The 23,315-nt window shown below is 38.4% G+C and carries 26 protein-coding genes; 7 read left to right on the forward strand and 19 right to left on the reverse strand.

The window, feature by feature from the left end:
- Positions 1-2: 2 nt before the first annotated feature.
- The 6 genes from ACSBRB_RS07515 to pta all read right to left on the reverse strand — a co-directional run bounded on the left by ACSBRB_RS07515 (position 3) and on the right by pta (position 5,900).
- Positions 3-341 carry a YuzB family protein gene (locus ACSBRB_RS07515; protein ID WP_435032283.1) on the reverse strand — a complete coding sequence of 113 codons (339 nt, stop codon included), beginning with the start codon at positions 339-341 and terminating at the stop codon, positions 3-5.
- Between the two features lie 182 nt (positions 342-523).
- Positions 524-1,600, reverse strand: a complete 1,077-nt coding sequence (locus tag ACSBRB_RS07520; RefSeq protein WP_435032284.1) for a phosphomevalonate kinase — start codon at positions 1,598-1,600, stop codon at positions 524-526.
- Positions 1,601-1,612: 12 nt separating this feature from the next.
- Positions 1,613-2,596, reverse strand: a complete 984-nt coding sequence (mvaD, locus tag ACSBRB_RS07525) for a diphosphomevalonate decarboxylase (protein WP_435032285.1) — start codon at positions 2,594-2,596, stop codon at positions 1,613-1,615.
- Positions 2,597-2,601: 5 nt separating this feature from the next.
- Positions 2,602-3,522, reverse strand: a complete 921-nt coding sequence (gene mvk / locus ACSBRB_RS07530; protein ID WP_435032286.1) for a mevalonate kinase — start codon at positions 3,520-3,522, stop codon at positions 2,602-2,604.
- Between the two features lie 546 nt (positions 3,523-4,068).
- Entirely contained in the window at positions 4,069-4,914 is an 846-nt protein-coding gene (locus ACSBRB_RS07535) for a lipoate--protein ligase family protein (protein ID WP_435032288.1), read from the reverse strand.
- Complete coding sequence (gene pta / locus ACSBRB_RS07540) at positions 4,914-5,900, reverse strand: phosphate acetyltransferase (protein WP_435032290.1); 987 nt, start codon at positions 5,898-5,900, stop codon at positions 4,914-4,916. The genes ACSBRB_RS07535 and pta overlap by 1 nt, the downstream gene beginning before the upstream one ends.
- A gap of 166 nt (positions 5,901-6,066) precedes the next feature.
- Between pta and hemQ the strand changes: the two genes are divergently transcribed.
- From hemQ to ACSBRB_RS07555, 3 genes are all read left to right on the forward strand, one after another.
- Positions 6,067-6,816 (forward strand): hydrogen peroxide-dependent heme synthase, encoded by a 750-nt coding sequence (gene hemQ / locus ACSBRB_RS07545; RefSeq protein WP_107392799.1) that lies wholly within the window; start codon positions 6,067-6,069, stop codon positions 6,814-6,816.
- Positions 6,817-7,575: 759 nt separating this feature from the next.
- The gene (locus ACSBRB_RS07550) at positions 7,576-8,349 is read left to right on the forward strand and encodes a threonine/serine exporter family protein (protein ID WP_435032291.1); all 774 of its coding nucleotides are present in this window, start codon (positions 7,576-7,578) and stop codon (positions 8,347-8,349) included.
- A 15-nt stretch (positions 8,350-8,364) separates the two neighbouring features.
- Positions 8,365-8,820 carry a threonine/serine exporter family protein gene (locus tag ACSBRB_RS07555; RefSeq protein ID WP_059107397.1) on the forward strand — a complete coding sequence of 152 codons (456 nt, stop codon included), beginning with the start codon at positions 8,365-8,367 and terminating at the stop codon, positions 8,818-8,820.
- Positions 8,821-8,901: 81 nt separating this feature from the next.
- Here ACSBRB_RS07555 and ACSBRB_RS07560 read toward each other — a convergent pair whose 3' ends face one another.
- Genes ACSBRB_RS07560 through ACSBRB_RS07575 form a run of 4 tightly spaced genes read right to left on the reverse strand, consistent with a single transcriptional unit; the run spans position 8,902 to position 11,875 of the window.
- Positions 8,902-10,392: an APC family permease gene (locus ACSBRB_RS07560; RefSeq protein ID WP_435032292.1), complete on the reverse strand. Its 1,491-nt coding sequence runs from the start codon at positions 10,390-10,392 to the stop codon at positions 8,902-8,904.
- A 57-nt stretch (positions 10,393-10,449) separates the two neighbouring features.
- The gene (locus ACSBRB_RS07565; RefSeq protein WP_435032352.1) at positions 10,450-10,812 is read right to left on the reverse strand and encodes a DUF423 domain-containing protein; all 363 of its coding nucleotides are present in this window, start codon (positions 10,810-10,812) and stop codon (positions 10,450-10,452) included.
- Positions 10,813-10,839: 27 nt separating this feature from the next.
- A complete protein-coding gene (locus ACSBRB_RS07570) occupies positions 10,840-11,214 on the reverse strand; it encodes a DUF5327 family protein (RefSeq protein WP_435032294.1) in 375 nt (124 codons plus the stop codon).
- Positions 11,207-11,875, reverse strand: coding sequence for a uracil-DNA glycosylase (locus ACSBRB_RS07575; RefSeq protein ID WP_435032295.1), 669 nt, complete (start codon positions 11,873-11,875; stop codon positions 11,207-11,209). Before ACSBRB_RS07575 ends, ACSBRB_RS07570 begins: the two co-directional genes overlap by 8 nt.
- Positions 11,876-12,118: 243 nt before the next feature.
- Here ACSBRB_RS07575 and thiD point away from each other — a divergent pair, with 243 nt between their 5' ends.
- Both thiD and ACSBRB_RS07585 read left to right on the forward strand, forming a co-directional pair.
- Positions 12,119-12,949 (forward strand): bifunctional hydroxymethylpyrimidine kinase/phosphomethylpyrimidine kinase, encoded by an 831-nt coding sequence (gene thiD, locus ACSBRB_RS07580; RefSeq protein ID WP_435032297.1) that lies wholly within the window; start codon positions 12,119-12,121, stop codon positions 12,947-12,949.
- A gap of 459 nt (positions 12,950-13,408) precedes the next feature.
- Positions 13,409-14,017, forward strand: coding sequence for a CPBP family glutamic-type intramembrane protease (locus ACSBRB_RS07585; protein ID WP_435032298.1), 609 nt, complete (start codon positions 13,409-13,411; stop codon positions 14,015-14,017).
- Positions 14,018-14,661: 644 nt separating this feature from the next.
- Here ACSBRB_RS07585 and ACSBRB_RS07590 read toward each other — a convergent pair.
- The 9 genes from ACSBRB_RS07590 to nagB form a co-directional block, all read right to left on the reverse strand.
- A complete protein-coding gene (locus ACSBRB_RS07590; protein WP_435032299.1) occupies positions 14,662-14,925 on the reverse strand; it encodes a hypothetical protein in 264 nt (87 codons plus the stop codon).
- On the reverse strand, positions 14,925-15,296 hold the full coding sequence (locus ACSBRB_RS07595; RefSeq protein WP_435032300.1) for a hypothetical protein: 372 nt from the start codon (positions 15,294-15,296) through the stop codon (positions 14,925-14,927). The genes ACSBRB_RS07590 and ACSBRB_RS07595 overlap by 1 nt, the downstream gene beginning before the upstream one ends.
- Positions 15,268-16,407, reverse strand: coding sequence for a thiolase family protein (locus ACSBRB_RS07600; protein ID WP_435032301.1), 1,140 nt, complete (start codon positions 16,405-16,407; stop codon positions 15,268-15,270). Before ACSBRB_RS07600 ends, ACSBRB_RS07595 begins: the two co-directional genes overlap by 29 nt.
- Positions 16,400-17,773 carry an AMP-binding protein gene (locus ACSBRB_RS07605; protein ID WP_435032302.1) on the reverse strand — a complete coding sequence of 458 codons (1,374 nt, stop codon included), beginning with the start codon at positions 17,771-17,773 and terminating at the stop codon, positions 16,400-16,402. The genes ACSBRB_RS07600 and ACSBRB_RS07605 overlap by 8 nt, the downstream gene beginning before the upstream one ends.
- A 108-nt stretch (positions 17,774-17,881) precedes the next feature.
- A complete protein-coding gene (locus ACSBRB_RS07610) occupies positions 17,882-18,085 on the reverse strand; it encodes a hypothetical protein (protein WP_435032304.1) in 204 nt (67 codons plus the stop codon).
- Between the two features lie 109 nt (positions 18,086-18,194).
- Positions 18,195-18,695: a kinase gene (locus tag ACSBRB_RS07615; RefSeq protein ID WP_435032305.1), complete on the reverse strand. Its 501-nt coding sequence runs from the start codon at positions 18,693-18,695 to the stop codon at positions 18,195-18,197.
- Positions 18,696-18,890: 195 nt separating this feature from the next.
- Positions 18,891-19,439 carry a 6-phospho-3-hexuloisomerase gene (gene hxlB, locus ACSBRB_RS07620; RefSeq protein ID WP_435032306.1) on the reverse strand — a complete coding sequence of 183 codons (549 nt, stop codon included), beginning with the start codon at positions 19,437-19,439 and terminating at the stop codon, positions 18,891-18,893.
- Position 19,440: 1 nt separating this feature from the next.
- Positions 19,441-20,073: a 3-hexulose-6-phosphate synthase gene (hxlA, locus tag ACSBRB_RS07625; RefSeq protein ID WP_059107386.1), complete on the reverse strand. Its 633-nt coding sequence runs from the start codon at positions 20,071-20,073 to the stop codon at positions 19,441-19,443.
- A gap of 163 nt (positions 20,074-20,236) precedes the next feature.
- A complete protein-coding gene (nagB, locus tag ACSBRB_RS07630) occupies positions 20,237-20,962 on the reverse strand; it encodes a glucosamine-6-phosphate deaminase (protein WP_435032353.1) in 726 nt (241 codons plus the stop codon).
- A gap of 1,301 nt (positions 20,963-22,263) precedes the next feature.
- On the opposite strand from nagB, the gene ACSBRB_RS07635 reads away from it, so the two are divergent.
- Together ACSBRB_RS07635 and bshB2 are read left to right on the forward strand one after the other, a co-directional pair.
- Positions 22,264-22,623, forward strand: coding sequence for a YojF family protein (locus tag ACSBRB_RS07635; RefSeq protein ID WP_059107384.1), 360 nt, complete (start codon positions 22,264-22,266; stop codon positions 22,621-22,623).
- Between the two features lie 13 nt (positions 22,624-22,636).
- Positions 22,637-23,302 carry a bacillithiol biosynthesis deacetylase BshB2 gene (gene bshB2, locus ACSBRB_RS07640; protein WP_435032307.1) on the forward strand — a complete coding sequence of 222 codons (666 nt, stop codon included), beginning with the start codon at positions 22,637-22,639 and terminating at the stop codon, positions 23,300-23,302.
- Positions 23,303-23,315 lie beyond the last annotated feature (13 nt).

Raw genomic sequence — 23,315 nt, forward strand, 5'->3', positions numbered from 1 at the left:
ATTTATTTACCTTTTCGTTTCGCAAGTTTTTCTTTTAATTTGCGATCTTGTTCTTCTTTGCGACGTTTGCGTTCTTCATTTCGTTTTCTCAATCGTTCCTCTTCTTCAGGATCTCGTGGTTTTTGGAGTTGTTTTTCAACTTTTTCCATGAGTTCATCTTCTGACAATGCAGCCAGTGGACGGTTATTGACAAAGGCAAATGTCTTACGGCGTCCAGGACCACAGTAAGACTGACATCCTACTTCAATGGTTGCATCTGGATCTAATTTCGTTAATCTACGCTGTAACGACTTACAGTTCACTGCTTGGCAGTCATCACATATTTGAAATTTATTCTGCACTGTAGACACCTTACCTTTCTTTTTATCTTTGTTCTCTTAAAATAACGATAAATATTTTACGCTCTTCCGCAACTTTTTCAAGCATTTTAGCTAAATTGAAATCAAATTGTCATACCCATAAAAAAGACTCGATCACTACATAGCGTATCGAGTACAAGATAAATACGAGATAAAAGATTACATTATTGACCATGATAAACATTAAATTCGAGAGGTTTGACGTTGTTTTTACGCCACTCTTCATAAATCTGTGCTTTATTGTCATCACTTTTAATAATGGTAATACCACAGTCACCGCCGCCTGCACCAGAAGTTTTAGCTGCGCCATGATATTTCTCAGCAACATCACATAACGTTTTAAGCTGAGGTGTTTCAATGTCTACTGTTGCTTCACGATCCATTTGTTGGATGACTTTTCTGTTTTGACGAATCATTTTTTGGACACCTTTAATGTGATTCGTTTTAAAAGCGTGAATCAGTTGTTCAACACAGGCGTGGGACTGTTCTAAAAAGCCACCGTAGGAGGTTGGATCTGATTTTAATCGTTTCACTTCACTGACTAAGTGGTGGGATGAAGCTGGTGAACCTGTCCATCCGATGAGGACTTCCATATTTTCAGGTGCTTGGAGTGGTTCGATGTGTAATCCAGGCCAGTTCTTTTTCAGCACTTCATTGACAGAAGTATCTTCAATCTGTTGCATCACCCATTCGTGATCAAACGTACTGTATGCAAGCCACCCGGTATACACACTTACCGCAATATCACCGCAAGAACTTAAACTTTGTAATTTCAAGTTTGCGATCACTGCTAATTTATAAATATAGAGGTTTGATAAATCCGTTTCATAGTACTCATTAAGAGCTTTAATGACTGACACAAGCACGGCAGCACTAGACCCTAAACCATATTTTTGCCCTGAATCGTCAGCTAAATTACTATCGATTGTCAAATTAAAATGCTTTAATGGCATGTGGTTACTTCTTATGTATTGCTCAAAAATTTCGATCGCTGTAATGACGTATTTCAATTGATTCGCTGCGTGAACATCTGAAACGACAAGATGATCTTCGCTGCGCTCAAATACAATCGGTTCATGGTGTAATGTTTTAGAATGAATGGTACCGTGGTCGCCATCCGAATCCTCAATCGTCGCTGTAACAAAACGATCGACTGCAATCAACACTGACTTGTAGCCAGGTTCTGTCACCGCATACTCCCCTGCGATATAAAGTTTCCCTGGTGCTTTTACATGAATCATTTTATCTCTTCCTTATCCAATAATTTCAATCCCTGAACGTGTAATATCACTTATGATAATTTGTTCGTCATTAAATGTTTTTGCTAATTCAGACACCACAGCTTGTTGGTGTTCTTTCTGCACAAGTATTTTAACATTTGCGCCTGCATCCATGGTAAAGTAACAAGGATAACCAAGTGTTCTACAATGTTGGACGATCGCCATCGCCTGATAACTTTCTGGTGCTAAATATGTGAACGGAGGTTGGGCACCCAAATTAGTGGCATGCATGCGTAAGCCATTTGCTTCAATGACTTCGCCTAAACGTTGAAAATCTTTGTCGCTAATCGCTGCTTTGGCTTCGGCGATATCCGCTTCGATGTGATCTAACCAATATTGATAAAAACGAGATGTCTCACGTGTCAGCGCCATTCCTGAACGACTAGACACACTTTTTGCTTTATCGTTAATCACAACAATAACCATAGATAGTTCATCTTCCCAGCGATCTGATTCAATTGGATGGCTGAAGGAAGTCTTGTCGTCGTGTCCTTTTTCCCATTCTACAAAGCCTCCAAACACACTGCGTGAGGCTGAACCAGAACCTCGGCGAGCTAAACGTGATAAGTCTTTATCTGATAAGTGTAGTGAAAGCGCATGATTACAAGCAGCAGCAAGTGCAGCATAGGCACTAGCAGAGGAGGCTAAGCCTGCTGCTGTAGGAACGAAATTTTCACTTTCTATATGTGCATACAACGGTTGTTGACTATATTCTCTGACTACATCCATGAATCGGCTAATTTTATTTAATTCCTTTTCATTCACCGATTCACCATTCAATACTAAGGTATCTTTGTCGTAACTTTCATCGAATGTGACTTTTGTTTCAGTATAAAAACGATCTAAAGCCACTGAAATACTATTATTCATCGGAATGATATATGTTTCATCCGCCTTACCCCAATATTTTATAATTGCAATATTTGTATGCGCACGCGCTTTCCCGCTCATTACCACGTTTTCTAACCTCCTAATTGTTCAATCCATATATGATGGGCACCCAGTTCTTTGGCGCTCTCTGAGATTTGTTCAGCAGCATCCATAGACGGTGCTAACACAATCATACTGCCACCGCGTCCACCACCAGTTAATTTACCCGCAATCGCACCTTGTTCACGGCTCGCTTTGAGTATGATTTCAATCATTTCATGACTAACGGTTAATGTTTTCAAGTGTCTTTGCCCTTGATTAAATACCTCAGCTAATTTAGCGAAATCATGTTCTTGAATCGCATCTCTCGCTTGAACTACGAGTTCACCTAAGGCTCTGATGTGTTGTAGATAAGCATCATCCTCACACAATGCATGCACATCTTCTACGGCTTGTTTCGTTGACCCTCTGACACCTGTATCAATAACTACCATAAAACCATCTAGTGCGAGAGGTTTAAGTGTGGTCACTTTGCCTTGTTCAAACAGTACGGGTTTGTTAGATACAATCGTTTGTGTATCAATACCGCTTGGTTTACCGTGTGCAATGCGTTCAGCCCAATTCGCCTCTTCAAGTAGCACCGCATCAGTTAAAGGTTGATCTAGATAGTCATAACTTGCACGGACAAAAGCGACCGCCATCGCAGCACTTGAACCTAAACCGCGAGACGGTGGCAAGTTAGAATCAATCGTTACTTGTATTGGCGTAGTGATGTCGTATTTTTCTATAAAACGTGTCACAACCGCATGGATATGCTCTGGCGCCTCATCAAGTACACCTGTGAAGACATCACTCTTCACATACGATTGTTCATTCGGGTGGAGTTCATCGATAGAAATACAAATCTTGCCCGTTGTAAAAGGAATTGCGATCGCTGGTTCACCAAATGTGACCGCATGTTCTCCTATCAAAATCACCTTCCCGTTTGCTTCCCCGTAACCATGTTGTGTCATATTCCAATCACCTTTAATACCTTCTTTAAATTTCTCTTTTCATTTATCTATTGAAGCGACCAAATTTATTTTCGCTTATGACAGTCAAACACACTTGATATGTTGCCTCACCGATGATGAACGTGTTGCATCATACCAAGTACTGCTATGGCAAAAGACAATAAATAAAATGATGCTTGATTATCTCACAAAAACCAATCATACTCATCCGTCTTAAGTCACATTTTGTTCATATTTTTATGATAAACCATCAAATTATTACCTGCTACTAACTATAACTAAGTCTTTACTATTATATAACTTTAGAACCGTAGATTCAAAACCATTAATGAAAATAATTACAAATCTCTCTTTATATTCAAAACAAAAAGGGTTGGGACAACTTCACTGAAGTATACATCATCTCATACATTTTCGTACTGTTAAGCTATGGCTAGACACGACCTCAAGGTAGCATCTATGCGATTCATCACATGCTTCATAGCTCGATGACATATGTTCGCAACGTTTGTCCCGACCTCTTTCATTCAATCATTTAATTTTAAGTTATTCATCTTCGCTCATCTGTGCATTGATTTTCGTATTACGCTCAACCATCTTATCATAGTAACGCTCATAATTTTTCAATTCCACATCTGTTAATGGTTCCATATTGAGGTGTCCACCCATATTTTTAATGGCGTATAATAAGCGGAACATGACATCTTGGACGGTGATCTGATGTCCAAGTAATGTTTCTAATGAAGCCATGTCTTCAGGCACAATAGAAGGGTATTGGAACTTAGTCTCTACACCTTGAAGTGCTCTATCGTAAAATGTTTTCATCATTTCAGCACGTGTTTCACCAGATCCCTCCACGCATAAATAGACTTGAACCGCAATACCGCCTCTCACTCTTCTTTGGGAAATACCAGCAAATTTTCGACCGTTAATACTCAAGTCAAACTTACCTGGGCAGTAAGAATGTTCAACTTCGTACGTATCGATGTCTACATCTTCATCTTCAAACATTTTCGCGACTAACAAATACATCACGGTAAACGCTTCATCAATCGTGATTTCGTTCATCCCTTTGAAGATTAATGAGATATTCAGCACCCCTTGGTCAAGTACCACCCCGAGTCCACCAGAATTGCGTACGATCGCATTGTACCCTTGTTCATCGGTGAGATACCGAATGCCATCGCTCAAGAAAGGCAGACGTGCATCATGCATGCCGAGTATCACCGTATGTTGATGGATCCAAGTTCGGACGACGTTACTGGATAACTCCTTCCCTACGCTTTCAGAAAAGGTGTCATCAAAAGCAAAGGATTGAATGGGCTCAAGACCATATGAGTGGTCCACATAACGCCAATTGACCCCGTTAAAATATTTACTCGTTAAGTCCATTATGATAATGTTTGCGCAGCTGTGATGATTGATAAGTTATAAACGTCTTCTGTTGAGCAGCCACGTGATAAGTCATTCACTGGAGAGTTTAAGCCTTGTAAGACAGGACCAATTGCGTCATATCCGCCTAAGCGTTGCGCAATTTTATATCCGATGTTACCCGCTTCTAAACTTGGGAAAACAAAGACATTTGCGTCACCTTGAATTTGAGCGTCTGGTGCTTTTTTCGACCCAACTTCAGGTACGATGGCTGCGTCAAATTGGAATTCACCATCGACAACAACGTCTTCTAATTGTTGTTCTTTGATTTTTTCTTGCGCTAATTGTGTCGCGTTCGCTACTTTTTCGACGTCATCAGATTTAGCAGAACCTTTCGTTGAGAAGCTTAACATTGCGACACGTGGTGTCATACCGAATGATTGTGCTGATTTCGCACTTTCAACCGCGATTTCAGCTAAGTCTTGTGCTTCTAGTACTGGGTTGATCGCACAATCACCGAAAATGTATTGTTTATCGTCTTTAATCATAAAGAAGATACCAGATGTTTTAGCGACACCTTCTTTTGTTTTGATAATTTGTAAAGCTGGGCGTACCGTGTCCCCTGTTGAGTGTACCGCACCACTCACTAAGCCATCTGCTTTACCAGTGTAAACAAGCATTGTACCGAAGTAGTTTACATCTTTTAACATTTCTTGCGCTTGTTCTTCAGTCGTTTTACCTTTACGACGTTCAACAAATGCATTGACTAATTCTTCTTTGTATTCACTTGTTGAAGGATCGATGAATTCGATGTCAGAAATATCTAATCCTTTTTCTTTAGCTGTTGCTTTGACTTCATCTTCATTACCTAATAGTACAGGTGTCACATAATCAGTTGCTTGTAATTGCGTAGCAGCTGTTAAAATACGTTCATCTTCACCTTCTGGTAATACGATTCTCACTTGTTTCCCTGAAAGTTTTTCTTCTAACACATCTAATAAAGCCATAGTAGCCTCCTCAAAATTGTTGTTATATAGTATTTTTACAGTTTTATTATACGCCTTTTTATTATAAAATTCCATGTCACTAATTTGTAAGTTGTTCACAGATGTTTAAGGCTCGTGCTTATGATAAACTTTTTATGAAATGAAATTTTAAAAAGGAGTGAGTTATATGCCACAAGCACCTGAAACACTTGAAGGATGGTATAGTTTACACTTATTTTACGCAGTAGATTGGGCTAGTTTACGCCTCATCCCAGAAGATGAAAGACAATCAATGATCGAATCATTACAGTCCTTTTTAACCAAACATGCGTCAGCTCGTGAAAATAACACTGGTGACCATGCTTTATATAATATTACAGGCCAAAAAGCAGATATTCTCTTATGGGTTCTTCGCCCAGAAATGAAACAATTAAACGAAATTGAAAATGAATTGAATAAATTACGTATTATGGATTTCTTAATCCCAACTTATTCATTTGTGTCTGTCATCGAACTCGGCAACTATCTTGCTGGTAAATCAGATGAAGACCCTTATGAAAACCCACGTATTAAACCACGTCTTTATCCAGAATTACCTCAGTCTGACTATATTTGTTTCTATCCAATGGATAAACGCCGTAACGAAACATACAACTGGTACATGTTACCACTTGAAGATCGTCAAAAATTAATGTACGAACACGGTAAAATTGGTCGTCAATACGCTGGTAAAATCAAACAATTTATTACAAGTTCTGTTGGTTTAGATGATTTCGAATGGGGTGTGACACTCTTCGCAGATGATCCGCTTCAATTCAAAAAAATCGTCTACGACATGCGCTTTGATGAAACAACCGCACGCTACGGCGAATTCGGTAGCTTCTATGTCGGCACAATCCTAAAAACAGATGATTTAGATCAATTCTTTGCGGAATAATTTCTTAGAGATATTGATCCATATAAATAAGGGACTCAGAGTGATTGATACGTCACTTTGAGTCCCTATTTTTGTCCCTACATACGTATGTAAAGACGGTATATAAAATTTATCATTATCGAATATATTAGCAGTCAAGGGGAGGGGACAAACGATCGTTAATACTTAAGTTAACCAATCAACGGTATCTCAAAAGCAGAAGTTTGCTAAGGACCGAGACAATGCGAAGAAATTGAACGATCAATTCCCCCTCATCTTTCGGTTCTGAACAACTCCCCAAACGCGATTGTCCCGGCCTCGACTTTTTTTGTAGTGCCTTTGCCTTGGGAGAACTTATTCACTACTAAACGCTAACTGATTAACTGTCTATGTAATATATTGTCGCTACTCAATATATCTAAAACAGTTAACATTATTACTTTAACCATTTTAAAATAATTGAAACGTCTTTGACCCCTCTAATGTGAAAGTTTTAACGCAAAATTCTAATATTATGTAATATTAATTACCAAATCAACTTAAAAATGTACATTTGTTACCTCCAATTGTATAAATTGTTAAGAACATATAAATAATTCGTAAATTGGATAAACATTTTATCTCCACTCATAATCAACGTATTTTAGGGTATAATCAAAAGACAAGATAAAGTATACAGCGATGGAGTGAAGTTCATTTAAGCTTTACATCAAAATGATGGTTGAGCATCATTCTGTCGTAGCGATATATTTTAACTAAACTAAACAATTCGGTGATCATATGACAACACATCCATATACTCAAGAAACGAATGAAGAACGGCTCATTAAAGATGTCGTCGTGTTAGCTGGCCGTATACTGCTTGAATCAGGTGCTGAAGGCTCGCGTGTAGAAGACACGATGACCCGTATTGCTAATAACTTAGGTTACAGTGAAAGCCAAAGTTTCATCACGAATACCATGATTAACTTCATGCTTCATAATGACACGAATCCAAGAATATTCCGGATTAATAAACGAGATACTAATTTACTACGTATTTCACGTACCAATAGCGTCAGTAGAGACTTAGCTAATGGAGAGATCACGTTAAAGGAAGCGTATGAAAAGCTCGATCGTATCCTCAATTCACGCAGCTTACAGCACGATTTGGTTTCTAAATTTTTTGCGGCTGCCATCATATCAATCAGTTTCCTCTATCTACAAGAAGGTCATCTGATCGATATTTTCACTACTTTAATTGCAGGTGCTGTAGGGTACATCGTTGTAGAATTATTAAGCCGTAAATTACAGGCCGGGTTCATCCCAGAATTTATCGGTTCACTCATCATAGGTTTAATCGCCATTCTCGGACATTCCCTCTTCCCGGACGGCTCACTATCAGCCATTATCATTGCCTCGGTCATGCCGATTGTCCCAGGGGTGTTGATTACCAATGCAGTTCAAGATTTATTCGCTGGACATATGCTCATGTTTACTACGAAATCATTAGAGGCACTCGTGACATCATTTGGCATTGGTGCAGGTGTAGGTACTGTACTACTCATCGTCTAAAAAGGAGGCACATCTATGTTTTGGATACTCAATTTTATATGTAGTTATATCGTGTCCATGTTCTTTGGCGTGCTATTTGATGGACCGAAACGTCTCTACTTTGCATCCGGCTTCGTAGGTGCATGCGGATGGATGGTCTATATCATTCTCTACAATGGTTTAGGATTCCACAGTATTTACGCAAGTTTCTTCGGCAGTCTCACACTTGGTGCGATCAGTCACGTGATGGCACGGACTAAAAAAGAGCCCGTCATTCTATTTATGATTCCTGGTATCATTCCACTCGTACCAGGAGGCCTCGCATTTGATGCGACGAAAAACTTAGTCTTATTAGAGTTTGGTGAAGCGATCAATACGATGTTAGAAGTAGCACTCGTTGCAGGTGCGATTGCTCTTGGTCTATTATTTGCTGACCAACTCGCAAAATTATATATTCTCAGTATGAATCGACGCCGCAAACATGCACGATAACAAGCTGTTTAAATAATATAATCATGAAAAAGCTACCCATATGAATGAAGCATACGGGTAGCTTTTACTGTGTTTTCAATTTTATTTATCTTTAGACTGATTTGCTTTGTCATCGTGAATCATAGCTTCTGTTTCTTGTTCACTGCGGTTTAAAATTAAGCGGCTGAGTTGATCCTCATCGATAGCTTTAATTTTCGTATAGCGGAAACCGAAGATGATGAGTCCGAGTAATAACCATCCACCGAGCGCGATGTAAGACGGTAACGATAGACCGGCTGGTGAGAATGGTATGAGTAATAAGAGTAAAAAGATAAATGACACGATTGCGCCTAAGATACCAAAAGTTTTATAAACTGGACTGTACGTCGCACTTGCTTTGTCATAACTAAACAATTTCATCGCTGCTAGACAAGTGACGAAGTATGCGATTGAAACCCCTGTAGATGACATATCGACAATCCATGTAAGTGCTGTACGTCCTAACCAAGGAGCAATCAATGTGAGTGATACTAAGAAAATGATCGCTACATACGGTGTTTTATATTTTGGATGTGTTTTACTAAAGACTTTCGGTACGATACCTGAGCGCCCCATTGAGAAGAGGAGCCGACTTGAACTCATAATAAAGCCGTTTAGTCCGGTAAAGATACCCATGATGATCGCGATGGACAGAATTCCGAGACCGATAAAGCCAAATGCTTCTTTCGTTACAGAACCCGTTAACCAGAGCTGACCATTCACGTTGGTATTAGATGAGCTTAACCATCCTGTATAAAGCAACATGACAACATATGTAAGTGCTGCTGCTAATAGACTATAAACAATGAGTTTGAACGTTTTCTTAGGTGAGAAATTAAATTCCTCAGCAGTTTGTGGAATATTATCAAACCCAACATATGCCCATGGTGCGATCGCAAGGATCATGATGATAGAGACGAACCAACCTTTTTTCTCATTTTTGAGTGGTTCTAAGTTCTCTAATGAAAAGTTATTACCGAAAAACGAACTGAGGAATAATAGCGCTACGGTAACGATTAATGCGATACAGAAATAGTACTGTAATGCACCAGATACATTTGTTCCTCTAATACCTATGTACATAAATATTAATAATAATACGGAAGCAATAACGATTTCAGTAATGTAGACGTCCCATCCTGCTATCGTATATAACTTACCTACTTCAATGACATTTGGCATTAAGAATTTAATCAACAAACTAAACGCGGTGGCATTTAACGCTGCGACACAAATATAACCAAATGTTAAAAACCAAGAAGAAAAGAAGCTGACATATCGCCCGAAGCCGAGATAACTGAATGCGAATGCCCCACCAGAAACTGGGAAACGTTCGATGAGCGCACCGTAACTGACACCGATAATAATCATCAGTAAGGCGCCAAGTGTAATCCCGATGATGGATGCGATCGGTCCTGATTGTGCAATCCAATCACCCGGCTGAATAAATGAACCCCAACCGATACAAGAGCCGTAAGCAATCGCCCATACAAACTTTTCGGACAGATTCGCTTGCAGATCTCCCCTATCTATTGTTTCCTTATTTTTAGCCATAAAATAAATTCACCTCGTGAGTATTGTAATACCCAGAAGGTGAATGTTTTAATCTATTTATAATTTAAAAGATGCAATCACTAACAATAACCATCCTAAAATAAAACAAATGCCTCCGATTGGCGTAATGGCACCGAGTACACGAATTTGTGTCAGTGCTAAGACGTAAAGTGAGCCACTGAAGAAGACGATGCCTAAGAACATGAGCCATCCTGCCCAGTTCAAATTGAGGGATGTCACACCACTAATGATACCAATCAAGATCAAACCAAGACCGTGATACATTTGATATGTTGTGGCTTTTTCCCAAACGGACATATATTTCTCAGAGAGCTTACCTTCTAATCCATGTGCACCAAAAGCACCTGTGCCGACAGACATTAACGCATTCAATGCCCCTAATATAATAAAGACTTTCATCATATTGCTTCCCTTCTTTCACCTACATTAAAAATCGAAAATTGAATCGCCGTTACCAATCTCATCATCTGTAATCATTTGATTTGAAGGTAAACTGCTCGTATGATCCGCTCTTTGTTTCATCGAAGCAGGTACCTCACCGCCCATCGCTTTGATTTCTGCTGCAGTCACTTGATTTTTAGCAGAGGATTGAGAAGTAGATGAGGATTGGCTTTGAGTTGAAAACGTTGAGGGTTTTGACGTAGTTGATTGACTGTCATCATGACTTGCCGCACCCTCTGTATATAGTGATGTTAACGCATGAATCGCATACATGTGCTTTTCAAAATCAACAGAAGATGTGGCTTCATCAGCTTGGACGAGTTCCTGTTCAATCAATTGAATCATTTTATCTTTATTCATCGTGCGGATTCACTCCTTCACACCAGTTGATGGGAGATATCCCATTCGAAGTTAAATAATCATTAGCCTGTGAATAGGGCTTAGAACCGAAGAAACCACGATTTGCCGATAACGGACTTGGGTGTGGTGACTTAATAATATAGTGTTTGGATGTATCGATCAATTTCATTTTTTGTTGTGCTGGTTTTCCCCATAAAATGAAGACTACGTGCTCCAGTTCTCTAGAAACTGTGGCGATAATTTCATCCGTAAATGTTTCCCAACCAATACCACGATGTGAATGGGCTTCACCTTGACGCACGGTCAATACTGTATTCAGTAATAACACACCTTCTCTAGCCCAGTCTTGTAAGTGGGGTGACTGTCTTTTACAACCCAGGTCATCTTCCAACTCTTTATACATATTACGTAAAGAGGGCGGGAATTTCGCATTCGGTTGCACCGAGAATGCTAAACCATGGGCTTGATTAGGACCGTGATACGGATCTTGCCCTAAGATGACGACTTTGATGTCATTAAAAGGTGTTAAATCAAAGGCTTGATATATATTTTTCCGTTCGGGATAAACGATTTGTGTCGTATATTCTTTTTCTAAAAAATCATGCATTTCCTGGAAATCATGCTTAGTTGTTATATCATGAAAAACGTCCGACCATTCCATGTTTCTTCACCTCATTTCATATCTTAACATAACCATCGTGCGCAGAGATACGTTTGTTATTGCGACATCTTTTTGAATGCATCATCTCCATCTTGAGTGAATGTACATTTTAAACTGAAAGACTCAGACGTGTGCTATCTAACTTGATAAAAGCGCTTTATAAGTTGATAGGCACGACTTTTTGAACTGTTGCTAAACGTGGTATGATATAAGCAATAAAGATTTTAAGGAGTGAACTGATTTATGGCACTTAAAAAGATTTTAACCATTGCCGGTTCTGATACAAGTGCAGGTGCAGGTATGCAAGCTGACTTGAAAACATTCCAAGAATTAGACAGTTACGGTATGGTGGCGTTAACTTCAATCGTCACTATGGATACTGAAACATGGGCACACGATGTGACACCAATTCCGTTCGACGTATTTGAAAAACAACTTAAAACTGCGATTTCTATCGGTCCAGATGCTGTGAAAACAGGTATGCTAGGTACTGAAGAAATGATCAAACGTGCAGGTGAAGCATTTACTGAATCAGGTGCCGATTATTTCGTTGTAGACCCTGTTATGGTATGTAAAGGTGAAGATGAAGTCCTTAATCCAGGTAATACAGATGCGATGATTAAATATTTATTACCTAAAGCAACAATCGTAACACCTAATTTATTTGAAGCTGGTCAACTTTCAGGTCTAGGTACACTTAAATCTATCGATGACATGAAACACGCAGCAGAAATCATTCATGATCAAGGTGCGCAACACGTCATTATTAAAGGCGGTAAAGCGCTAGATCAAGAACAATCTTATGATTTATATTACGATGGTGAAACATTCACCCAATTAACAACAGATATGTTCCAACAAAGCTATAATCACGGTGCAGGTTGTACCTTTGCAGCAGCTACAACAGCTTATTTAGCAAATGGTAAATCACCAAAAGATGCCGTTATCGCTGCGAAAGCATTCGTCGCTTCAGCGATTAAAAACGGTTGGAAAATGAATGAATTCGTTGGACCTGTCGATCACGGGGCACATAACCGAATCGAACACATCGATGTGACAACTGAAGAAGTTTAATCATTAATGAAATGAACGATATTAGCGGTTGATGAGTAAGCTCATCAGCCGTTTTTTTACTGCACTCCAAGCCTTTATGCTCAGTTCATATCCATGTCTGTTAAGCTAGGACACAGATTCCTTACCTTTCCTCTATTTCCTAGGCTCCTCAATTAAGATATGAAGACCTTTAAGCACCTGTCTTATCATAATCACTTATATTTTCATATATACTCCTCTTTTAATTAACATTTAACCAAAATCCGAACAACAATTTATTATACCAATAAAACTTTACAAAATTTTTTAAAATTATGGTAAGGTGACAGTGTATAATGTAATTTTATATTATAGTAACGTTTCTAAGGTATTATTACATATTATCATGAAATGATTTAATGACTTAAAACTACTTTCAACTATGGAAATCTGCTTCAAATAAAATTATCAACAATGATTGTGATTTCGGAGGTAATCTGTATGTATAGCCAATCAGATGTAAACAAAACAATGATTATTTTAGGTTCTTTATCAGCTTTTTTAACTTTTTTCATTGTCCTGTGGTTAGTATCTAATCCAAGTGACTTTATCACAAATAAATTAGGTATAGATCACAATATATTAAATCCACTTGGGTGGATTTTAACACTCATGATTGTTGTTCTTTATATCACAATGACTCTACATAATGTACCTTTTATAAAGGACAATGTTTCTCGTTTTTCAATTTTAAAACTAATCGGTATTTGGGCCGCTATAGTTGCGGGTTTTATGAAAGAATTTATTTTTAGAAAACTTATCATGGACTTTTTAGATTATGTGAACATTTCAGTGGTAATTCAGGTGATTACTGCAAGTTTAGTATTCGGAATCGTACATGCAATGTGGGGTATACTTGCAGGAGATTTAAAGTTAACACTAATTATCGTCATATCCACATCATTACTTGGTTTAATGTTATCACTTTTATATATCTTTATAGATCGCAATATTTTCTTTCCAATTATTACACATATATCTATTAACTTGGTTATCGAACCTTGGCTAATGTTGTCAGTGGTTTCAAATAACGCATCTGCCAAATCATAACCACTAACTACATTTTCCTTAAATTATTTCACTTCATTTAGGCTTGATATCGGCAATTCAGCAATCTACAACGATAGTCCTAGAGAAAGTTGATACCATAGACGCATGTCAATCATATGGAAAGGATGTAAGATATGTAGTGTAGAGAGAAGCAATAAACATCCTACAGCAAGATCGATGATATGAATTTGAGCTTGTTATAGATTGCGTGATCGTATTGACTTTCAGTAATCTTTCACACATCTTTATGATGTGTGAGCTACACCATTCTCTCTACCTGAAAGGTTACGATGACGCTAAAATCAATCATATTCATCTTCATTGAGTATGAATCTGCTTATCAACATTGGTAAAATACCGATGTGTAAGCACTCCAGATTTTGAATAAGACAGTATATTACTCCTGAAAATATGTCGTCTTAGACATCCACTGTTCGATGGTATAACCTGTCCCTTTATATCATTGAACAGTACGTCACTAGTAAAACCGATAAACCTAACACACGATGATACGCCAAAGTCTGTCCCCTTTGTTTGCTTGGAGAGCAACTCGAAGCATTGCGAATCATCGTGTTGTCCCATTATTACAAACCCCTTATAAAACCTAGAGCGAATGGCGATACATCGTATCGTCATTCGCTTTTTTATGACAATCTTTGAATTACTAATTTGATCTGATTGTCTTGATTTCTTAATTTTACGGTAGCATCTTTTATCACGTCGTATTGCAAGTCATCATTAAAATAAATGGGCTGTTTATAATCAACGCTATAGTGCTGCCAAGTAAGTTCACACTGTGCCATCACACGTTGTACCACGTACTGACCCGGCACTACGGTTCCATGTATCGGATTCAAATCCTCCACTAGTGCTAAATAATTTTCAACCTCTGTTGTTGTTATTTTCATCACTCACCCACACTTTCTACAAATGTTTGTGTAATGGTTAGCACCTCGTTTGGTTCATCTGTGATATGTAACTGAAATGTATATTTCCGAAAAGATCGAATGCGTCGTACTTCAATACATTGTAAGGTCGCTAAGTAGTCCTTATTGGTATGTAGTGGTTCACGTTGCTGTAGTTCAGTGCTTTTCAACGTAATCGACTGACCTACAAACGATTGAAACATTTGAAATTGCGGCCATAACTTAGCACAACAAAGCGGTGGCACATCTGTTTCACTGTACTCCAGTTGCATCAACGCACAGTACTGTTTAACAAAATCGACATCAAATGACACATGTATTTTCTCAACGCCATCGTTTAAATAATACGGCATCACCCATGCCACCTCCAATTCCCATCGTTGCGATTGAATACCCAGGTTCATCCATATAAAACAACCGTGTGACTAAGGCTGCACCACTTGCACCATAGGGGTGACCTGTTGCAAGCGCACCGCCCCAACGATTTAATTGTTCATCAGTCATTCCTAATTGTTGCTGACAAGCTAATACTTGAGAAGCAAATGCTTCATTTAATTCCACACAGTGGATGTCAGCGATATCCAGTGATTGTCTTTCCAATATTGCTTTTACAGCAGGGATGGGTCCTATACCTAAAATTTCAGGCGATACACCTGACGTTACACTATCTATAAATTGTAGACCTTGTGTATAGCCCAAACGTATTCCGGTTTCTTTTTCCATCACTAAAAGCAGTACAGCTCCGTCATTTTTCATACAGCTATTACCTGCTGTCACAGTTCCACCCGAGATAAGTGGCTTTAAGCGACTTAAAAACCGTTCATTTACTTGAGATTTCACACTTTCATCCTGTTGAAAGATTTGACCTTTTACTGTTAATGGTAAGATTTCCTGGGAAATAGATGTTGCGGCATTACGCTGAGTTCTTTCATAGCTTTGCAGTGTAAAATGATCTTGCATTGCTCGGCTAATATTGAATTGTTGTGCTACATTTTCAGCCGCTTCAATCATCGAAGGATCTTGACCTTCAGGCGCAAATGATGCACGTTCGTAAAATTGTGGTAACTGCGTCTCATACACGGATTGTGGCCGTTTAATCTTCCATGGTGCGCGACTACTGCTTTCAACACCGCCTGCAAGATATATCTTTCCTGCACCTGCTTGAATCATGCGGCATGCGTATTGGATGGCTGCTAGACCAGAACCACATTGTTGATCAAGCGTTATACCAGGAATACGCTCATTTAGCCCCGCTTCTAACAATGCCTTCCGCGCAATATTCCCGCCATTACCGATCACGTTACCTAGCACGACTTCGTCTATATCTTGCATAACGTTAGGATCAAGGTCACTATAATACTGAAATAATGGTTTCATTAACTGCTCGGGCTCCAGGTGTCGAAGTGTGCCGCCATACTTCCCAAAAGCAGTCCGTTTAGCAGCAACAATCACAGGTTCATTCATAGATTAATTCCCCTTCCTCATATGCACGTTTCATCTGACCTCTCGCAATCTTACCACTTGGTGTATAGCGCATCTGGTTGACCCTTTTCCATTTTGAAGGGATTTGATAACGCGAAAGACGCGCTGCTAAATAATCACGCATTTCAGCATACGATACTGTCTCTTTCCCCGTATAAAGCGCAACGGCAACTTCTCCAAAACGAGGGTGTGCTTCACTGATGACAAGTACTTCTTCAATCGTTGGATATTGAGAAATCACACGTTCAATTTCTACCGGATAAACGTTTTTACCGCCAATAATCATCTTGTCATTGGCCCTGCCATGTAAGTATAAATAACCCTCTGGATCAAGCGACGCATAATCACCGATTTCAATCCAGTCGTTTGTACGTTTTTCCTCATCTATATAACCACTAAATGTCATGTTACTTTTGACGAAGAGTCTCCCAATACCTTGGTCATCCTTGTCTGCTAATTGAACTTCTACATTTGGAAAGCAACGACCTACAGAATCTGCTGGTGCTTCATTATCGCAGTTATAACTGATGAAACTGGCTTCTGAAGACCCGAAAAATTCTATCAATTGAGCTGCTGGAAATGCTTCACTGAGTTGGCGTCTTAACTGCTCAGACAATTTATCTCCTGAGCTTAAAATTGATTTGAGGTATTTTGTTGATTGAGGACATTGATGAACACAGTCATGCAACATCGTAGGTACTGCAAATAATGCTGCGCTTTGTTTTGCTTCATTCATCATATGTATCAAGGTTTGTGGTTCAAAATGTGCTTGGCCTAAAAACGTACGTCCAGTATACAATGCATAGATACATGCATATAGCGACAAAGAATGCGCTAATGGACCTGGCGCAATAATCATCGTGATTTCTTGGTTAAACAATTGTTCATTTTGTTCATAAGACCGAATCCACGCCATTTCATTGCGATAATAACCCTTAGGAAACCCTGTAGTACCAGAGGTAAAACCGACATGAAGCAAATCTTGTGATATCAATTTTAAGGGCGAAGTTGTAGGTGTATAACTGTGAATTTCGTGCGTACCATCAATATAGAAAGGAATGCCGTCATCCTGCAATAACTGATTCACCTGCGAAGACGGCCATGAATGATCAAACACGCATGGAATACATTCCTTTTCCTGCAAAGCAAGGTAATACAGCATGGTCTCCATCGTTTGTTGAAAACCAACTGCGACGAATTGGTGCTTTGGAATTTGTGATAATCTATCACAATAGTCGTCGATATATTGCGCTAACTCGCCATACGTTATGCTATATGTATCAAATTGTAGTGCAACTTGATTCGGTTGTAATTCCGCAAATCTGTGCAATCGTTTCATCAATGCCATATCTTCACCTACTCGAAAATGTAAACTTATTTTAATTCATAGTAACATTAATAGCTCGTGAGTGGTATGTTTTAAATTTACATGAAATCCTTATATTTCGATATTTCGTTAGTTATTTCGTTTTTTATGCTTATCCTCTTTATCTTTGTCCTTATCTTTTCCATTAATAAAATAAAGGCATACGAGTATAAACAATGAAAGTACGTTATGTATGGCTAAAAATGTATCAGAGATACCACTACGTCCAAGTATGATGGAATCTAAAAGTAATATAATGATAATGATAGCCGACCACGTCGTTGTCTTGCTCACGATTCACCTCTCCTTTCTTATATATTGAAATTTTTCTAAGCATGAATTTCTAAAAATAAAGCAACTATCCCTGATGGAAATAGTTGCAACATTTAATATTATAATTAAGTTAATTCTGTTTATACAGTTTCAGATCTTCCATGATGCGTTGAATCATGTCCTCTTTTGTCATATTATCATCAACTATGCTTTCGTTTTCTAATCCGATAGTATCATGAGGTGTAAACCAAGACCGCATTTCTTTTTCTCCAAAATCTGTGTTTCCTTTTGTTTGATGTCTTCTCAACGTTTCTTCAAAACTTAAATCATAATAATAAGCAAAAACCTTATCCGCTTGTTTCAAAGTATTTCTTAGCATGTCACCGTACTTATTTTCAGATAAAATACCTTCGAGAATGACAAAATCACAGTGCCTCATCCCATAATCCAGTATTTGTTCTATTAATCCAATCGCCAAATTATTAGGCTTGTCTTTGACTTTAAGCATTTCTCTTCTTACGACATCTTGAGATATGTATAAAGTGACGGGACCTAGGAGATGATGGATTTCTTTTGCAACCGTTGTTTTTCCGCTACCTGAATTACCCCTAATCAAAATGACAACACTCATTCTATTCACTCCTCATCGCATATTTGTGTTGTATTAAAATATCCTCTTATAGCCACTTCAAACATGATAGATGTAGATCAGGTCATACCTCATTCCACTTTTATTGCATAACAAAACCTCCACTTATCAAAACGGCATCACCGCTTCAATAAATGGAGGAAATAAAACTATCAATTCAATTTAAGTGTGTGTTTACTATTCTAGATTAGCGTGGTTGTTTTGCATAGCTGTTTCATCGATATCTAATAATTTCATGAGATCAATAACCATGCTATCTAAGAAGATTTGTGCAGATTGTTCAAATAGACTACCTAATGGTTGTTCTGAACCTTCTGCATCGTGTTTTGTGCCTGCAGGTAATTCAATCGCACTGTCTGCATATTCCCCGATAGCTGAATCCGGTTTTGTTGTTAATAATGCAACTTCAGCGTTCAGTTTTTTCGCTTTTTCAGCTAATAAGCGTAAATGCTCAGTTGAGCCTGAACCTGAAATAACGATGAATAAATCGCCTTCTGCAATAGAAGGTGTAGTTGATTCGCCGATAACATGTGCTGATTTACCAAGTTGGTTTAATCGCATCGCAAAGCCGTTTGCAACGAAGCCTGAACGACCTTTCCCAGCTACAAAAATGTTTTTCGCATTTTCAACTTTTGCTAAAAATGCATGTGCCGCATCATCTGAAACTTGAGAAAGTGTGTTATCAAGTTCGTCTAAGATTAAACGATAATTCGCTTGTTCTGCCATCTTATTTACCTTCGACTGCAGCTTTACATTGTTTAGCAGCTTCTACTGGATCATCAGCGTTTGCGATACCGCCACCAACAATTACGAGATCAGGGTTTTCAGCAGCTACTTCTTCGATTGTATCTGGTTTAATACCACCAGCTACTGCTACTTTAGAATTTTTGATTACTGATTTAACTGTTTTCAAGCTATCTAATGGAGAAACACCTTGTGCTTGTAAGTCATAACCAGTGTGTACTGCGATATAGTCAGCACCCATTTCGTCTAATTCTTTAGCACGAGTTTCTAAGTCTTGAACAGCGATCATATCTACTAATAATTCTTTACCGTTTTTGTGTGCTTCTTCAACGGCAGCTTTGATTGAAGCATCTTCAGCAACACCAAGGATTGTAACAACATCTGCACCAAATTTAACGGCTTGGCTTACTTCGTAGTCAGCTGCATCCATGATTTTAAGGTCAGCTAAAACTTTTACGCCATCAATGTTGTCGTTTAAGTGTTGAACTGCTGGTAAACCTTCATTGATTACGATTGGAGTACCAATTTCAACAATATCTACATAATCTTTCACTTTATTTGCTAATTCTGCTGCTTCTTCTTTATTTAATAAATCAATAGCTAATTGTAATTCCAAAATATATCTTCCCTTCGTTTCGAATTTTCGTTATAAATCATCTTATCAAAAGCCACTTAAGCTTTATACAAATCAGCTTAAGTACGTACCAATAAATTTTTACCCTTCTCCAATAGATTTAAACACGAAGGACCTGTTGACTCAGTTTCGAAAATAAGGCATTTTATTGTGGTGCTGCATCGTCATCCACATAAATTTCAACATTAGGATGCGCATTTAATATCGTTGCTGGTACCGCTGGATCTACTTTTCCATCCAAGAGCTGTGTGATGGCTTCACGTTTTCGTTCTCCAAAAGCGAGTAAAATGATGCGTTTCGCTTTTAAAATCGTAGAAATTCCCATAGAGATGGCTTGTCTTGGCACCTCTGATTCATTATCAAAATAATAGCTGTTCGCTTTGATTGTACTTTCCGTTAAATCAACCACATGTGTTTGACTATGCATGTCTGTACCTGGCTCATTAAATCCGATATGGCCATTTTCCCCAATACCTAATAATTGAATATCTATAGGACCTTGTTGTTGAATACGCTGCTCATAGTCCCGCACTTCTTGATCTAAATCAGTTGCTTTGCCATCGGGGATATGCAGTTTGGATTGATCAAAGTGTGGATACTGACTAAACAAATGGTGTTGCATATAATAGTGATAACTTTCTTTATGTTCGGCAGATAAACCGATATATTCATCTAGATTAAATGTTTCTATATTTGAAACGTCTAAATCATTTTTTACGAGTAAATTAACTAATTCACTATACACGTGTTCCATCGTACCGCCTGTAGCTAGGCCTAGTTTAGCAGATGGTTGCACAAGAATCTCTTTATATAATTCACAAGCAACATAGAAAGAGGCACGTGCTGCTGTACCTAAATTTGTAATCTTCATCATGATCTCCTCCTTAAGGCTACGCTGTGCTGGCCCCGTTCATTCTTTACGCTAGAAACAATTTCATCTTAACACATGTGATAAGTGCTCCCTAATGTCTACATGCTCTACTATAATCCGCAATATTTAATTTTTGTTAACAGGCACATGAAATCTTCGTTAAATTCTATTTCATTCACCCACATATACAGGCTCAACCCGAAGCGTTATTCATCTATCAAGGTTACTGGTATAATTTAAATAAACACTGAACTGTTCCTTTATTTGAGAAGTGAGTATAATAAAATTCACTTTTTTATTATTCACTTCATAACGTAGGTAAATCTTTTATAATTTATCTCTATATTGAGCATAGATATACATTTTTTGTGACGTTTTTAGTAAAATAAAGGAATAGTTATTTTTATTAACAACCCTATAAACATGAATTGGGGAGCTGAAATATTTCATTTTAAAATATGATGTATGACATTCACCTCAGGATGCATCAAACCGTATGTACTTCTCTCTCATTGCATTGTTTAAAACGATCATTCATATGATTTTAAGCTCAGATAATTACTTATTTTAATTAAATAAATAGAAACGAATTTAATATTTTCTTGAATGCAACATGAATTAAGCATCAAAATATGGTATATTAATATTTTAGTGAAAACGCTTAACCCAATTCACAATGAATCAACGTAACGTTACAGCAAGGCACATGAAATGTGCGTAATCTAATATAAAAAATCATGAAACGTTTGTTTAACCGCAGCATGGCTGTTCTAACGCCATTCGTACATGTACAGTTCAAAAGGTAAATGAGGCTATCACAAGTGTTAATTTACTGGAAGTAAATGCACAATGAGACAGCAAGTCGACGCTGAATGCGAGCGATTTTAGCTTAATCGTGTTACCGGTGTGATCGCGTTTGTCAGCCTAGGAGGCGTTTGAGCTGAAGCAGCAAGTTTACTACCCGTAAATGCGCAATGAAGCGACAAATCGACAACGGATGTAAACGCTTGTCACAAGGTTAGTATCACGCACTGACTGCCTTAATGATAACGCTTGCCAGTCTAGAAGACGAGGCTGTCGAAGCCGTAAGTTTACTCAGCGTAAATGCACAATGAGACAGCAAGTCGACACTGAATGCGAGCGATTTTAGCTTAATCGTGTTACCGCTGTGATCGCGTTTGTCAGCCTAGGAGGCGTTTGAGCTGAAACAGCAAGTTTACTACCCGTAAATGCGCAATGAAGCGAAATGACGACAACGGATGCGAACGTTACTCACAAGGTAACTATTAGGAGGGAAAAAATTGGAACCAATACAACCAACCCAAGTACAAGAATTATTGACATCATACGAAAATCAAAAAGTGTACTTACACGTAGAGACTACAAATGGCGCATATGCGAGCCATTTTGATGAACGTGTATTTAATGCGAGTACTTTTTTAAGAAACATCGAAGTAACCATTGAACATGCTCAGCTTAAAGGTGGCGAGAAAGATCCATTTAGAGTTGGTTTGAAACTTGCGGATCAAGGTTGGGTGTATGTCCAAGGTTTAACGCATTACGAGGTCAATGAAGCGAATGAGTTTTTATTGGCTGGATTTAATTATGAGGGACAGTTGGCTGCCACTTTAGAGTTGAGCACGAAACCGTTCAGAGCGTAAGGAGGACACAAAGATGAATGATGAAAGACATGTGTTAGTTATTTTTCCGCATCCGGATGATGAGACATTTTCTTCAGCTGGAACGATTGCACATTATATTGACCAAGGTGTACCGGTCACTTATGCTTGCTTAACATTAGGTCAAATGGCTCGTAATTTAGGTGATCCTCCGATTGCGACACGTGAGTCGTTACCTGATGTACGTGAGAAAGAATTAGAAGCAGCTTGTAAAGAAATGGGCATTACCGATTTACGTAAGATGGGCCTCCGTGATAAGACAGTAGAATTTGAACCCCATGCTAAGATGGATGGCATGGTTAAGTCGCTCATTGATGAACTTAACCCTTCCGTCATTATTTCTTTCTATCCGAAATTCGCTGTGCATCCAGATCATGAGGCAACAGCTGAGGCTGTAGTTCGTACAGTCGGACGTATGCCAGCTGAAGAACGTCCGCGATTACAACTTGTCGCCTTTAGTAATGATGCTCCTGAAAAATTAGGAGATCCAGATATTGTAAACGAGATCAGTGATTATAAAGAGGTTAAATTACGCACGTTTAAAGCGCACGCATCCCAAACAGGTTCCTTTTTAGCACAGTTGGGATCACCAGAAATTTCTGGTCAGGCGCAAAGCTTTTTAGAAGTAGAACCTTATTGGACTTATAACTTTGAATCTTAAGTGGAGGCAATAG

Source organism: Staphylococcus auricularis (assembly GCF_051172115.1).
GTDB lineage: Bacteria > Bacillota > Bacilli > Staphylococcales > Staphylococcaceae > Staphylococcus > Staphylococcus auricularis_A.